The organism is Serratia sp. Tan611 (genome assembly GCF_905188235.1).
GTDB classification, from domain to species: Bacteria; Pseudomonadota; Gammaproteobacteria; order Enterobacterales; family Enterobacteriaceae; genus Serratia_B; species Serratia_B rhizosphaerae.
On the sequence record NZ_LR994655.1, the window covers coordinates 4,836,648 to 4,850,442 of the forward strand.

The 13,795-nt window shown below is 57.3% G+C and carries 16 protein-coding genes; 9 read left to right on the forward strand and 7 right to left on the reverse strand.

The window, feature by feature from the left end; translation table 11 throughout:
- Window positions 1-93: 93 nt before the first annotated feature.
- The 3 genes from rfaQ to TAN611_RS22845 are packed head-to-tail and all read left to right on the forward strand — an operon-like array spanning window position 94 to window position 3,403.
- Window positions 94-1,173 (forward strand): putative lipopolysaccharide heptosyltransferase III, encoded by a 1,080-nt coding sequence (gene rfaQ / locus TAN611_RS22835; protein ID WP_203067035.1) that lies wholly within the window; start codon window positions 94-96, stop codon window positions 1,171-1,173.
- Window positions 1,170-2,300, forward strand: a complete 1,131-nt coding sequence (locus tag TAN611_RS22840) for a glycosyltransferase family 4 protein (RefSeq protein ID WP_203067036.1) — start codon at window positions 1,170-1,172, stop codon at window positions 2,298-2,300. Before rfaQ ends, TAN611_RS22840 begins: the two co-directional genes overlap by 4 nt.
- Window positions 2,297-3,403: a glycosyltransferase gene (locus TAN611_RS22845; protein ID WP_203067037.1), complete on the forward strand. Its 1,107-nt coding sequence runs from the start codon at window positions 2,297-2,299 to the stop codon at window positions 3,401-3,403. Before TAN611_RS22840 ends, TAN611_RS22845 begins: the two co-directional genes overlap by 4 nt.
- Before the next feature lie 39 nt (window positions 3,404-3,442).
- Here the strand turns inward: TAN611_RS22845 and TAN611_RS22850 are convergent, their stop codons facing one another.
- The gene (locus TAN611_RS22850; protein WP_203067038.1) at window positions 3,443-4,459 is read right to left on the reverse strand and encodes a glycosyltransferase family 9 protein; all 1,017 of its coding nucleotides are present in this window, start codon (window positions 4,457-4,459) and stop codon (window positions 3,443-3,445) included.
- A gap of 125 nt (window positions 4,460-4,584) precedes the next feature.
- Between TAN611_RS22850 and waaA the strand changes: the two genes are divergently transcribed.
- Genes waaA through coaD form a run of 3 tightly spaced genes read left to right on the forward strand, consistent with a single transcriptional unit; the run spans window position 4,585 to window position 7,124 of the window.
- Window positions 4,585-5,862 carry a lipid IV(A) 3-deoxy-D-manno-octulosonic acid transferase gene (waaA, locus tag TAN611_RS22855; protein ID WP_187043888.1) on the forward strand — a complete coding sequence of 426 codons (1,278 nt, stop codon included), beginning with the start codon at window positions 4,585-4,587 and terminating at the stop codon, window positions 5,860-5,862.
- Window positions 5,862-6,635, forward strand: coding sequence for a glycosyltransferase family 2 protein (locus TAN611_RS22860; protein ID WP_111737963.1), 774 nt, complete (start codon window positions 5,862-5,864; stop codon window positions 6,633-6,635). The genes waaA and TAN611_RS22860 overlap by 1 nt, the downstream gene beginning before the upstream one ends.
- Before the next feature lie 3 nt (window positions 6,636-6,638).
- Entirely contained in the window at window positions 6,639-7,124 is a 486-nt protein-coding gene (gene coaD / locus TAN611_RS22865) for a pantetheine-phosphate adenylyltransferase (RefSeq protein WP_105233087.1), read from the forward strand.
- 3 nt (window positions 7,125-7,127) lie between these two features.
- On the opposite strand, the gene mutM is transcribed toward coaD, so the two are convergent.
- From mutM to radC, 4 genes are all read right to left on the reverse strand, one after another.
- Window positions 7,128-7,937, reverse strand: coding sequence for a bifunctional DNA-formamidopyrimidine glycosylase/DNA-(apurinic or apyrimidinic site) lyase (mutM, locus tag TAN611_RS22870; RefSeq protein ID WP_111738126.1), 810 nt, complete (start codon window positions 7,935-7,937; stop codon window positions 7,128-7,130).
- Window positions 7,938-8,105: 168 nt separating this feature from the next.
- Window positions 8,106-8,273 carry a 50S ribosomal protein L33 gene (rpmG, locus tag TAN611_RS22875; RefSeq protein ID WP_002442576.1) on the reverse strand — a complete coding sequence of 56 codons (168 nt, stop codon included), beginning with the start codon at window positions 8,271-8,273 and terminating at the stop codon, window positions 8,106-8,108.
- Window positions 8,274-8,289: 16 nt separating this feature from the next.
- Entirely contained in the window at window positions 8,290-8,526 is a 237-nt protein-coding gene (gene rpmB / locus TAN611_RS22880; RefSeq protein ID WP_015962363.1) for a 50S ribosomal protein L28, read from the reverse strand.
- A gap of 263 nt (window positions 8,527-8,789) precedes the next feature.
- A complete protein-coding gene (gene radC / locus TAN611_RS22885; protein WP_187043887.1) occupies window positions 8,790-9,473 on the reverse strand; it encodes a DNA repair protein RadC in 684 nt (227 codons plus the stop codon).
- A gap of 184 nt (window positions 9,474-9,657) precedes the next feature.
- On the opposite strand from radC, the gene coaBC reads away from it, so the two are divergent.
- From coaBC to slmA, 3 genes are all read left to right on the forward strand, one after another.
- Window positions 9,658-10,872, forward strand: coding sequence for a bifunctional phosphopantothenoylcysteine decarboxylase/phosphopantothenate--cysteine ligase CoaBC (coaBC, locus tag TAN611_RS22890; protein WP_187043886.1), 1,215 nt, complete (start codon window positions 9,658-9,660; stop codon window positions 10,870-10,872).
- Window positions 10,850-11,308, forward strand: coding sequence for a dUTP diphosphatase (gene dut / locus TAN611_RS22895; protein ID WP_105233089.1), 459 nt, complete (start codon window positions 10,850-10,852; stop codon window positions 11,306-11,308). Before coaBC ends, dut begins: the two co-directional genes overlap by 23 nt.
- Window positions 11,309-11,593: 285 nt before the next feature.
- Entirely contained in the window at window positions 11,594-12,190 is a 597-nt protein-coding gene (slmA, locus tag TAN611_RS22900; RefSeq protein WP_015962367.1) for a nucleoid occlusion factor SlmA, read from the forward strand.
- Window positions 12,191-12,236: 46 nt separating this feature from the next.
- On the opposite strand, the gene pyrE is transcribed toward slmA, so the two are convergent.
- Window positions 12,237-12,878, reverse strand: coding sequence for an orotate phosphoribosyltransferase (pyrE, locus tag TAN611_RS22905; protein ID WP_203067039.1), 642 nt, complete (start codon window positions 12,876-12,878; stop codon window positions 12,237-12,239).
- An 85-nt stretch (window positions 12,879-12,963) separates the two neighbouring features.
- Window positions 12,964-13,680 (reverse strand): ribonuclease PH, encoded by a 717-nt coding sequence (rph, locus tag TAN611_RS22910; RefSeq protein WP_105233091.1) that lies wholly within the window; start codon window positions 13,678-13,680, stop codon window positions 12,964-12,966.
- Window positions 13,681-13,795 lie beyond the last annotated feature (115 nt).

A 13,795-nucleotide genomic window follows, 5' to 3' on the forward strand; every position in this document is an offset into this window, starting at 1 on the left:
TTTTCCACGATTCGCAAGAAAAATCCGCAACAGTAGCCACATGCGAGAGGGTCATTTAGAATCATTCGCTGGTTTCCCATATAGCGAATCACGATGAACGACGCGTCAGCACCGATCCCAGCAACATCGATACAGCGTATTTTAGTTATTAAGCTGCGCCACCACGGCGATATGCTGCTGACCACGCCGGTCATCAATACGCTAAAAGCTAACTACCCGCAGGCGCAGATAGACGTGCTGCTGTACCAGGAAACGCAGGATATGTTAGCCAGCAACCCGGCAATATCACGGATATTCGCCATTGACCGCCAGTGGAAAAAACAGGGCGCCAAAGCTCATATGGGCCACGAATGGCGCCTGATCCGCCAGTTGCAGGCGCAACGTTACGATCTGGTGGTGAACCTGGCCGACCAATGGCGCAGCGCGCTGATTACGCGCCTGACGGGCGCACGCATCCGTTTGGGCTTTGCTTTCCCCAAACGCCGTGGTTTTCTCTGGCAGCATTGCCATACGCAACTCGCCTCCGTCGAAACCCATGGCACCTTGCATACGGTGGAGCAGAACCTTTCTTTGCTGCAGCCGCTTGGTCTGCCACTCAGCGATACGCAGGTCACCATGAGCTATGCCGAGCAGGATTGGCAGAGCAGCGAAACGCTGCTGCGGCAGCACGATGTACCGCATGACTATATCGTCGTGCAGCCCACCTCGCGTTGGTTCTTTAAATGCTGGAGCGAAGAGAAAATGGCGGCGGTCATCACCGCTCTGCAGGCCGATGGCCGCACGGTGGTCATTACCTCCGGCCCCGATGAGAAAGAGCGTAAAATGGTGGACAACATTCTGGCGCACTGCCCCAAACAGGGCGTTGTGTCGCTGGCAGGACAGCTCACCCTGCGGCAACTGGCGGCAATCATCGATCACGCCAAGCTGTTTATTGGCGTAGACTCCGTGCCCATGCATATGGCCGCCGCGCTGAAAACGCCCTGCATCGCGCTGTTTGGCCCGTCCAAGCTGACGTTCTGGCGCCCATGGCAGGTTATCGGCCAGGTTATCTGGGCCGGCGACTACGGGCCATTGCCCGATCCGGACGCGGTTAACACCGGTACCGATGAGCGTTACCTTAACCTTATTCCTACAGACGCGGTGATTACTGCCGCGCGGAGCCAGCTTTCATGACCGCATTGCGTTTGGCGATTGTTCGTCAAAAATACCGCCCGGACGGCGGGGCTGAGCGTTTTGTCTCCCGTGCTTTAGAGGCGTTGGAACAGCAGGACCTCGAACTCAACGTCATCACCCGCGAATGGCAGGGCGACGCCAACCCAAACTGGCATATTCACCTGTGTGACCCGTTCAAACTCGGGCGCATCAGCCGGGAGCGCGGCTTTGCCGAAGCGGCGCGCGCGCTGTGGCAAAAAGAACGGTTCGATCTGGTGCAAAGTCATGAGCGCATCGCCGGCTGCGATATTTACCGGGCCGGCGACGGTGTGCACCGCCGCTGGCTGCTGCAGCGCGCGCGCCTGCTGCCGGAATGGCGCCGTAAGTGGCTGTTCTCCAACCGTTACCACCGCTACGTGATGTGCGCCGAACGGGCGATGTACGCCGCGCCCGAACTGAAGGCGGTAATCTGCAACGCAGAAATGATCAAACAGGAAATCATCGACGATTTTGGCGTTCCCGCCGATAAGATCAAAGTGATTTACAATGCTATCGATAACCAGAAGTTCCTGCCCGCCGACGACGCACAGCGGCTGCTGCTGCGCCAGCAATACCAGATTCCGCAGCAGGCGCACTGCCTGATCTTCGTCGGCTCCGGTTTCGAACGCAAAGGCCTGGCGGCGGCGATCCGCGCCGTGGCGGCTACCGACAGTTATCTGTTGGTAGTGGGCAAAGACAAGGCGGAAAAGCGCTACCGCGCGCTGGCTCAATCGCTAGGCTGCAGCGATCGCATCCGCTTTATGGGCGTGCAGAAACAGACGCTGCCTTTCTATCAGGCCGCCGATGGCCTGCTGCTGCCCACGCTGTATGACCCATTCCCCAACGTTATTCTGGAAGCTATGTCATGCGGCCTGCCGGTGATCACCAGCACCACATGCGGTGGAGCGGAGTTTATCACCGCCGGACAAAACGGTTTTGTGTGTGATGCGCTGGACGTCGCGGCGTTAACCGCCGCAGTACGCGATTTACCGCGGCAGGCGCTGGGGTCATCCATGGGTGAAGCAGCCCGACAGCGTATTATGCCGGCAACGCCGGCGAGCCTGTCCGAGCAGCTGGTTTCGCTATATCAGAGCGTACTGCCATCATGAAAGAACATATTCTGTTTATTATCGACGGGTTACCGGGCGGCGGCGCTGAAAACGTCACGCTGGCCCTCGCCAAAGGCATTCAGCAGCGTGGCTATCACGTCACCCTGCTGTCATTAAGCAATAAGCGCGATTATGAAATCCCTGCGGGCATTAATTATATCGTTGATGCGGACCGCGGAAGCGGCCCATTGCGCAAACTGACCGAACTCTCCAGACGGGCAGCCTCGCTCGATGCATTGCTCGTCGAGCTCTTCGCGAAAGTTGGGCAACCAAAACTGGTTATCTCCAACCTGCACAAAACCGACCGTATCGTTGTCCGCTCAAAAGTTCTGCGCGCAAATAATGTCTGGCATTGCATTCACGGCATGTTTTCACGTTCGTATCTGGGAAACAAAACCGGCCTGAGCCGCTGGCTTAAACAGCGGAAAATGCAGCATGTCTATAAACATCGTAAGCTCATCACCGTGTCCGATGCGGTAGGCGAAGACGTGGTACAGCAGGTGGGTATCAAGCCTGCGCAGCTTATTACCATCTATAACCCTTTCCATATTCCAGAAATCAAACAGCGCGCCGCCGCTGCCAACCCATTCTCCGGTGAGGATTACGTCTTGCACGTCGGTCGTTTTCATCAGGTAAAACGTCACGATCGGCTATTAGAGGCATTTGCACTCGCTCAATTGCCGGGCAAACTGGTGCTTATTGGTCAAGGTGAAGAGTCCGTAACGAAGGCAATAGCAGAAAAAATAGCGGCATTGCAGTTACAAGATAAGGTGATTCTTGCCGGCTTCCAGCAAAATCCGTTGCCTGCAATCAGCGGAGCAAAAATCGTGGCGCTCAGTTCCGATAGTGAGGGTTTGCCGACGGTATTGATCGAGGCGTTGATTTGTCATACCCCGATTGTCAGCACGCAAAGCCCCGGCGGCGTGGCTGAAATCATGACCGGTGAGTTAGCCCCCTATATGTCCGCGATGAACGCGCAGTCCCTTGCGGAAAAGCTACGATTGGCGTGGGACAATCCCCCCGAGATCGTCCCGGATATGTATCGAAAATTCGACTACGAACATATTATCGACAAGTACCTTACGTTGATAAAACACCCGTAGCCCGCACGCCTGGCTGCCTCGCAGGCAGCCAAGAACAATCTACGCTCTCAGCGCGCCGATCTTCTCCCACACCTCATCGACCGTCACGTCGGCGCACTCACCCGATTCCGTTTGCAAAATAGCGTATTTACCCGACCACGGGTGCCAGGAATCCTTGTCGGTATCGCCGAAGAATACCACCTGCGTGCTGTTTACCGCCGCCGCCAGATGCATCTGCCCGCCGTCGCTGCACAACACCAGGTCACAGCGCTCAAACGCGGCCAGCAGCTCACGTACCGACGCCGTCGGATACAGCGCAACGCGCTGACTGTCGCACTGCGTCAGCAGTTGCTGAGCGCGCTGCTGGTCGCCGATATCATCCGGCGCCAGCGTACCCTGCGGCGACCAGAATATCAGCACCGAATTACGCGGGTCATCGGTCAAACGGCGAATAATCTCGGCATAGCGCTCCAGCGGCCAGCGCCGGTTGGCCATCCGGCTGCTGATATGCACCGCATAAATATGTTCCGCTTGCGGTAATAGCGCCTGTATACGCTGCTGCGCCTGCTGCTGCTCTTGGGCGCTTAAATAAGCCCGCACGGGTGGAATGGCTATTTGCCGTTCAGCGATCGCCGACAAATAGCTAAAGGTATGTTCCACCTGGTGTTTACCGTGGAAATCCGCCGGTTTGAACGGCCGGGTTATTTCCGGCGTACCGAGATCGGCGCCGATAATATGTTTGCCGCCCGCCATTTTCGCCAGTCGCAGGCTGTACTTGCAGGGGACGGGATTCGCCAGAATCACCGCATCGAATTTTATCTTCCGCAATTTCAGGAATATCAGCAGGCGCTCGAAATACACCCCCAGCGTCGTTTCATTCTTCGCTTTGTGCTTTGCCTTTTTATAGACAAAAACCTTCTCAATATGCGGGTTATTTTTTACAACGTCCTGGCTGATTTTGTTAATTAGCAAATAGAGCTTTGCATCTGGATACGCAATTTTTACGCCTTCAATCAAAGGGAGGGTGCAAACAAGATCGCCAATGTTATCGCGGCGAATAATTAAAATATTTTTCATATCAACCCTATCGACGAAACCACCCGTCTGTTGTCTGAAACTGGTGCCCGAAGCCACCAAATTAGCGCCTTTCCCTGCCGATTATGGTACTATTCCGAATAACCCATAAAAATGAAATTGATAGAATGTTGCTGCGTTTATATCAGGTACTCCTCTACCTCATTCAGCCCCTGATCTGGCTTCGCTTATTGCTGCGCAGCCGCAAAGCGCCGGCCTACCGCAAGCGCTGGGCCGAACGCTATGGTTTCTGCGCCGGGAAAGTGGTTCCCGACGGCATCATGCTGCATTCCGTTTCCGTCGGCGAAACGCTCGCCGCCATTCCTTTGGTGCGCGCCCTGCGCCACCGCTACCCCTCTTTACCGATTACTGTGACCACAATGACCCCAACAGGTTCAGAGCGTGTCCAGTCCGCCTTTGGCAAAGATGTACATCACGTCTACCTCCCCTACGATCTGCCCGGTTCCATGAACCGTTTCCTCGACCAGGTTAATCCGAAGCTGGTCATCATCATGGAAACCGAACTGTGGCCAAATATGATCAACGCGCTGCACCAGCGCCAGATCCCGCTGGTGATCGCCAATGCACGCCTTTCTGCCCGTTCCGCCGCCGGCTATAAGAAGATCGGCGGTTTTATGCGCGATATGCTGCGCCGCATTACGCTTATCGCCGCGCAGAACCAGGAGGACGGCGACCGCTTTATCGAACTGGGACTGAAGCGCTCTCAATTAACCGTCACCGGCAGCCTGAAGTTTGATATTTCCGTTACCCCGGAGCTGGCTGCCCGGGCCGTTACGCTGCGCCGCCAATGGGCGCCGCGGCGTCCTGTATGGATAGCCACCAGCACGCATGAAGGGGAAGAGACCATCTTGCTGGCGGCGCACCGTAAGCTGCTGGAAAAACATCCCGACCTGCTGCTGATTCTGGTGCCGCGCCACCCGGAACGCTTCCAGACCGCCAAAGATTTAACGCAAAAGGCCGGCTTCAGCTACACCACCCGCAGCAGCGGCGAAATTCCCTCCAGCAGCACCCAGGTGGTGATCGGCGATACCATGGGCGAACTGATGCTGCTGTACGGCATTGCCGATCTGGCCTTCGTCGGTGGCAGCCTGGTGGAGCGTGGCGGGCATAACCCGCTGGAAGCCGCAGCGCATGCCATTCCGGTGCTGATGGGCCCGCATACCTTTAACTTTAAGGATATTTGCGGCAAGCTCTCCCAGTCTGAAGGGTTGATTACCGTCACCGATACCGATTCTCTGGTTAAAGAAGTGGATACGCTGCTGACCGACGAGGATTATCGCCGCTACTACGGCCGTCACGCCGTTGAAGTGCTGTATCAGAACCAAGGCGCGCTGCAACGCCTGCTGCATCTGCTGGAGCCTTATTTGCCGCCCCGGAGCCACTGATGGAAAACCGCAAAAGCCTGTCGGTCGTGATGATCGCCAAAAATGAAGCCGCGCTGCTGCCGGATTGTCTGCAGTCGGTCAACTGGGCGGATGAGGTCATCGTACTGGACTCCGGCAGCCAGGATGATACGGCGGCCATTGCCGAAAGCCTTGGCGCCAAAGTCTTCATCAACCGTAACTGGCAAGGCTTCGGCAAACAGCGCCAGCTCGCGCAAAGCTACGCCAGCTGCGATTACGTGTTGATGATCGATGCCGACGAACGTGTTACGCCAGAATTGCGCCGCGCCATCGAACAGGTGCTGAACGCCGCGGATGACGACCAGATTTACAGCCTGGGACGGCGTAATCTGTTTCTTGGCCGTTTCATGCGCCATAGCGGCTGGTATCCAGACCGCGTCAATCGTCTGTATGCGCGTGAACGCTACCGCTATAACGACGACCTGGTGCACGAGTCGCTCGATACGCACGGCGCGCGCATCGTACCGTTACAGGGCGATTTATTGCATCTGACCTGCCGCGACTTCTTTACCTTCCAGCGCAAACAGCTGCACTACGCACAGGAGTGGGCCAACCAGCGCCACGCCGCCGGCAAACGTTGTGGTTACCTCTCCATACTCACCCATACGCTTGGCGCCTTCTGCAAGACCTGGCTGCTGCGCGCCGGCTTTCTTGACGGTAAACAGGGGTTGCTGTTAGCCGTGGTTAACGCGCAATATACCTTCAACAAGTACGCCGCACTGTGGGCGTTGGGCCGCAACTACTCAGAGAAGTAAATCATGACCCGTAAAGCCATCTACCCCGGAACTTTCGATCCCATGACCAACGGCCACCTGGATCTGGTGACCCGGGCGTCAATGATGTTCGATCGCGTGATTCTGGCCATTGCCGCCAGTCCGAGCAAAAAACCGTTGTTTACGCTGGATGAGCGCGTCGAACTGGCGACGCAGGTAACCGCGCATCTGGATAACGTGGAAGTCTTGGGCTTCAGCGAGCTGATGGCGCATTTTGCCGAACATCAAAACGCCAATATTCTGGTGCGCGGGCTGCGGGCGGTATCGGATTTCGAATATGAATTACAGCTGGCCAATATGAACCGCCACCTGATGCCCCAGTTGGAAAGCGTCTTCCTGATGCCGTCAGAAGAGTGGTCGTTTATCTCCTCTTCGCTGGTCAAAGAGGTGGCGCGCCACGGCGGCGACATCTCTCCATTCCTGCCGGATGTCGTCACCAAGGCACTGCTGGAAAAGCTGGCGTCCAACTAATCCTTAATGCTGGCAGCCGCGGCAAAAGAAGGTGCTGCGCTGCCCGTGCTTCGCGCTCTCAATCGGCGTACCGCACACGCGGCAAGGCTCGCCGGTGCGTCCGTAAACCTGTAATTCCTGTGCAAAATATCCCGGTTTCCCGTCCGATTGCAGAAAATCACGCAGCGTGGTTCCGCCCTGTTCAATCGAGCGCTGCAACACGGCCTTGATTGTTTTCGCCAGCAGTTCGGCCTCTGGCAAACTCAAAGATCCTGCGGGACGGTCAGGAAGGATCCCGGCGGTAAACAGCGACTCGCTGGCATAGATATTTCCAACGCCTACCACCAGCTTGTTGTCCATCAGCCAGGGTTTAATCAGCGTGCGCTTATTGCGTGACTTATCAAACAGGTATTGGCCGTCAAAGGCATCGCCAAGCGGTTCCGGCCCCAGGTGAGCCAACACGTTACTGGTTGCCAGGTCTTCACACCACAACCAGGCGCCAAAGCGACGCGGGTCGGTATAGCGCAGAATCATACCGTTGCTCATCACCAGATCGACGTGGTCATGCTTGCCGGCTTCGACCTCTTCCGCCAGCACACGCAGGCTGCCCGACATGCCGAGGTGCACAATAATCCAGCCGACATCCAGTTCAATCAGCAGGTATTTGGCGCGACGCTGGACGCTGCGCACCGGCCGATCGCTTAACGCCAGGATCTGCTCAGAGACCGGCCAGCGTAAACGCGCATTGCGCACTACCGCATACTGGATGCTGTGCCCGACAAGATACGGTTCAATACCGCGGCGACTGGTTTCAACTTCTGGTAATTCTGGCACGGCGCGCTCCTCTCGCATTCGGTTGCCCTACGACGTCCAGATTACTGCCTGGCGGCGGCTCTGTGAATCCCCGCAGCAGAACAGCGGCTGACGCACGGCCAAATACGGAGGGCAAAAAGCAAAAAACCCGGCCGAAGCCGGGTTTTACTTAATCCACTAAACTAAGAATTACTTAATTTTAGCTTCTTTGTAGACTACGTGCTGACGGACAACTGGATCGAATTTCTTCAGTTCCAGTTTTTCCGGCTTAGTACGCTTGTTCTTCGTGGTGGTATAGAAGTGACCAGTACCAGCAGAAGAAACCAGCTTGATCTTCTCGCGAACACCTTTAGCCATGATTCAGTTCCTTTCCTTAATACTTCTCACCACGGGCACGCAGATCGGCCAGAACCGTCTCAATACCCTTCTTATCAATAATACGCATACCTTTAGCAGATACACGCAGAGTTACAAAGCGCTTCTCAGCCTCAACCCAAAAACGGTGTGAGTGCAGGTTTGGCAGAAAACGGCGTTTGGTCGCGTTCATTGCGTGGGAACGGTTGTTACCGCTCACCGGGCGCTTGCCAGTAACTTGGCAGACTCGGGACATGTCTATTCTCCAAAAATCAAATCAGCTCGAGCTTCGTATAGGGTATGGCCGCCTCGTCAGGCTTTAGAGCCCATCTCAGCAAACTTCATACTGAGGAGACTCTCGTCATCAGGTCAGAAACCACACATCAGGTCAGAAACCTGCTGAGATAGGCTCTTAACGCCAAACCCAAGATTCTCAAAGGTGGCGTAGTATACGCTCTGAAGCGTAAGTGCTCAAGTCCCGAACAGCTAAAGATCCCTCAAGGATCGCGAAATTTTTTCCTAAAGCCAGCCGCGCTCGGCAAAAGAGACGCATTCGCCCCGGCCGATAACCAGATGATCGAGCACCCGGATCTCCAATAATTGGCAGGCATTGACGATTTGTTCGGTGATTTGGCGGTCGGCCAGGCTGGGTTCAGCCCGCCCCGAGGGGTGATTATGCGCCAAAATAATGGCGGCAGCATTCGCTTTTAAGGCTTCGCGCACGATTTCCCGCGGGTGAACCACCACGCTGCTGATGCTGCCCGCAAACATTTCCTGATGGCAGAGCACCCGGTGCTGGTTATCCAGCAACAACACTAAAAAAACCTCCCGTTCTCGATGCGTCAGCAGACTTTGCAGATAATTGCGGGTGACCTGCGGGTTCAGCAGCGCGTCCTCCTGCGTCAACCGGCTGGAAAAGCAGCGAAACGCCAGTTCCGACGTGGCGCTCAGCTGGCTGTATGTGGCATCCCCCACGCCCTTCTGAGCGCACAGCTGGGCATAATCCGCCGACACCAGCCGATGCAGCGAGCCAAACTGCCGCAGCAGCTGTTCCGCACGCGACATAACGTGTACGCCGGGAAAACCGGTACGCAAAAAAATCGCCAGCAGTTCAACATCCGAAAGTGCCGCCGCGCCGTCGCGCAGCAATTTTTCCCTTGGCGCCAGCTCACCCGGCCACGGCGCCAGACCGTGATTATTCATGATTCGTCCTCCCTGAGCTGGCTATCATGCCATGCGATGCCGGGGTTAACGACGGCTGCCGGATAAGCTTGCGATGCACCGCGCAAAGCTCAATGTAACGACCACCAGGTTATGCAGAAACGCTCATCCGCGCGGCGAGTATGCTAAAATGGCGCATCTTTCGGTTTTCAATCGGACAATGACGATGACGGGACTTTCCGGCAAACATATCGTACTGGGCATCAGCGGCGGCATCGCCGCGTATAAATGCCCGGAGCTGGTGCGCCGCCTGCGCGACAGGGGCGCCGAAGTACGCGTAGTGATGACCCAGGCTGCGCAGTCGTTCATTACCCCGCTGACGCTGCAGGCGGTTTCCGGCTATCCGGTGTCGGACGATCTGCTGGATCCCGCCGCAGAGGCCGCCATGGGCCATATCGAGCTGGGCAAGTGGGCCGATCTGGTGATTCTGGCGCCGGCAACGGCGGATTTGCTGGCGCGCGTCGCCGCCGGCATGGCCAACGACCTGCTCACCACCCTGTGCCTGGCAACCGCCGCCCCCATCGCCGCCGCGCCGGCGATGAACCAACAGATGTACCGCGCCGCGGCGACGCAGGCTAACCTGCGCACCCTGCAGGCGCGCGGCATGCTGATGTGGGGGCCGGACAGCGGCAGCCAGGCCTGCGGCGACGTCGGTCCGGGACGCATGCTCGACCCGCTGGAGCTGGTCGACCTGGCGAACCGCCACTTCTCAACGCCGCAGGACCTCACGCACCTTAAGCTGATGGTCACCGCCGGCCCGACGCGCGAGGCGCTGGATCCGGTGCGCTTTATCAGCAACCACAGCTCGGGCAAAATGGGCTTTGCCATTGCCGCCGCAGCCGCAGCGCGCGGCGCGCAGGTGACGCTGATCGCCGGGCCGGTGGATCAGCCGACCCCGCCGTCGGTAACGCGTATTGACGTCACCAGCGCGCTGGAGATGGAGCAGGCCGTGCAGCAGCGGGCGGCTCAGCAGGATATTTTCGTCTCCTGCGCCGCGGTGGCGGATTACCGCCCGGCACAGGTGGCCGATGAAAAAATTAAAAAACAGGGTGATGACATCACCATCAAGATGGTAAAAAACCCCGACATTGTCGCCGGCGTTGCCGCCATGAACAAAAACCGACCGTTTGTCGTTGGGTTTGCTGCCGAAACCCAGAATGTGGAAGAATACGCGCGACAAAAACTGGCGCGTAAGAAACTGGATGTAATCTGCGCCAACGATGTATCGCTTGCAGGGCAGGGTTTCAACAGTGACACCAATGCCTTACACCTTTTTTGGCAGGATGGGGAAAAGCGCCTGGCGCTTAGCGATAAAGCTCTCCTTGGCCAACGTTTAATAGACGAGATAGTCAGCCGTTATGATGAAAAAAATCGACGTTAAGATTCTCGACCCGCGTATCGGTCAAGATTTTCCATTACCGACCTACGCCACGCCGGGTTCTGCGGGCCTCGATCTGCGCGCCTGCCTGGACGCTGCGGTCGAGCTGGCGCCGGGGGAAACCACCCTGCTGCCGACCGGTCTGGCCATTCACATCGCTGACGCCAACCTGGCGGCGGTGATCCTGCCGCGCTCCGGCCTGGGCCATAAGCACGGCGTCGTGCTGGGCAATCTGGTCGGCCTGATCGACTCCGACTATCAGGGGCAACTGATGGTTTCCGTGTGGAACCGCGGGCAAAAGACGTTCACCATCGAGCCGGGCGAACGCATCGCGCAGATGGTCTTCGTACCGGTGGTGCAGGCGGAATTCAACCTGGTCGAAGAATTCGACAGCAGCGAACGCGGCGAGGGCGGCTTCGGCCACTCGGGTCGCCAATAAGCAATACCGCATTAGGATGGCCGGCAGGGAAGCCGCCTGAAACACCGTATTCCGGAGGCATGGAGACCTCAGCAACGGGTTTCCCGGCTGCCGACAAGGCTCTGCGCGTCATACCATGAGGCGCATAACCGCCGCAGGCCAGGCAATGCGAAGAAAACCGGTCGTAAAGACCGCTGACCCCACACCGTAAAAAAGCTATCACATAAGCCGCACAGAATAGCTTCTGGCGCGGCCGGTGCCGGGTTTCCAAAAGTCCAAGCCGTTTTAGCAAGGGTCTAATCAGACATGGCAGAAAAAGAAAATACCAAAAGGAATCGGCGCGAGGAGATACTGCAGGCGTTAGCCCAGATGCTGGAATCCAGCGACGGCAGCCAGCGCATCACCACGGCAAAACTGGCTGCGAATGTCGGTGTCTCTGAAGCCGCGCTGTACCGGCATTTTCCCAGCAAGACGCGGATGTTCGACAGCCTGATCGAGTTTATCGAAGACAGCCTGATCACGCGTATCAACCTGATCCTGCAGGATGAAAAAGAGACCTTCAGCCGCCTGCGGCTGATTCTGCTGCTCGTCCTCAGCTTTGCCGAGCGCAACCCGGGGTTAACGCGGATTATGACCGGCCATGCGCTGATGTTTGAACAGGATCGCCTGCAGGGCCGGATTAACCAGCTGTTTGAACGCATCGAAGCGCAACTGCGCCAGGTGTTGAAAGAGCGCAAGCTGCGGGAAGGGAAAGGTTTTATCGTGGATGAAACCATGCTGGCCAGCCAGCTGCTGGCATTCTGCGAAGGCATGCTGTCACGCTATGTGCGTTCCGAATTCCGCTACCGCCCAACGGAAGAGTTTGAAGGACGCTGGCCGCTGCTGGCGGCGCAGTTACAGTAAGATAACGCCGGGCATGCCCGGCGTTATTATATCGTCAGCCGCGCGATTAAATGCCGTACTGTTCGCGGTAAGCGCGCACCGCCGCCAGATGCTCCGCCATTTCCGGCTTTTCTGCCAAATAGGCGATCAGATCCTGCAACGTGACGATAGAGATGACCTTGCAGTGATAATCGCGCTCCACTTCCTGAATCGCTGACACTTCGCCACGGCCGCGCTCCTGGCGGTCGAGGGAAATCAGCACGCCGGCCAGGCTGGCGCCGCTGGCGTTGATAATCTCCATAGACTCACGGATAGCAGTACCGGCGGTGATCACATCATCCACCAGCATCACGCGCCCCTGCAACGGGCTGCCGACCAACGAGCCGCCTTCGCCGTGGGTTTTCGCCTCTTTACGGTTGAAGCAGTAAGGCACGTCGCGATCGTGATGTTCGGCCAGCGCGACGGCGGTGGTGGTGGCAATCGGAATGCCTTTATACGCCGGGCCAAACAGCAAATCGAAATCAATGCTGGCATCCACCAGCGCCTCAGCATAAAAACGCCCTAACAGCGCAAGGTCGCGCCCGGTATTGAACAGGCCGGCGTTGAAGAAATACGGGCTGGTGCGGCCGGATTTCAGGGTGAATTCGCCGAACTTCAATACCTGCTTGTTAAGCGCAAACTCGATAAACCGGCGCTGATAGGCTTTCATGACTGCTTCTCCTCGTCTTGATACTGATTCATACTGCGCCCGATCGCCGGGCGTAAAAAAGGCGACTTTTCAGTCGCCTTAAAAATTATTCTGCCAGCGCCGCTTTCTGCGCCTGGAAAATAGTGTCGATGCCCCCTCGGGCCAGCGCCAGCAACGCCAGCAGCTCATCATGGCTGAACGGCTCGCCTTCTGCGGTGCCCTGCACCTCGATCATGCGGCCATCTTCCATCATCACCACGTTCATATCGGTTTCCGCTGCGGAATCTTCCACATATTCCAGATCGCAGACCGGCTCGCCGCCCACGATGCCGACAGAAACGGCGGCCACCATGCCTTTCATCGGGTTAGCCTTCAGCTTGCCGGCGGCAACCAGCGCATTGAGCGCGTCGGCCAGCGCCACGCAGGCGCCGGTAATCGAGGCGGTGCGGGTGCCGCCATCCGCCTGCAGCACGTCGCAGTCGAGCGTAATGGTGAACTCGCCCAGTTTTTTCAGATCGACCGCCGCACGCAGCGAACGGGCGATCAACCGCTGAATCTCCAGCGTGCGTCCGCCCTGCTTGCCTTTCGCCGCTTCACGGGCGTTGCGGCTGTGGGTCGAACGCGGCAGCATGCCGTATTCTGCAGTGATCCAGCCTTGCCCCTGGCCTTTCAGAAAGCGCGGTACGCCATCTTCAACCGTGGCGGTGCACAGAACTTTGGTATCGCCAAACTCAACCAGCACTGAACCTTCAGCGTGTTTCGTGTAGTGACGGGTGAGTGTCAGGGGGCGAACTTGTTGTGGTGCTCTGCCAGCTGGACGCATGGGGCTTTCTCCGACGTTAAATCATCATTGGCTGCGCATTATACCCAAAATATCGCCAGTTGCAGCAACGTGACGAGATAACCGCCCAAAGTGCCCGCCGCGCGGCGATCTTGCC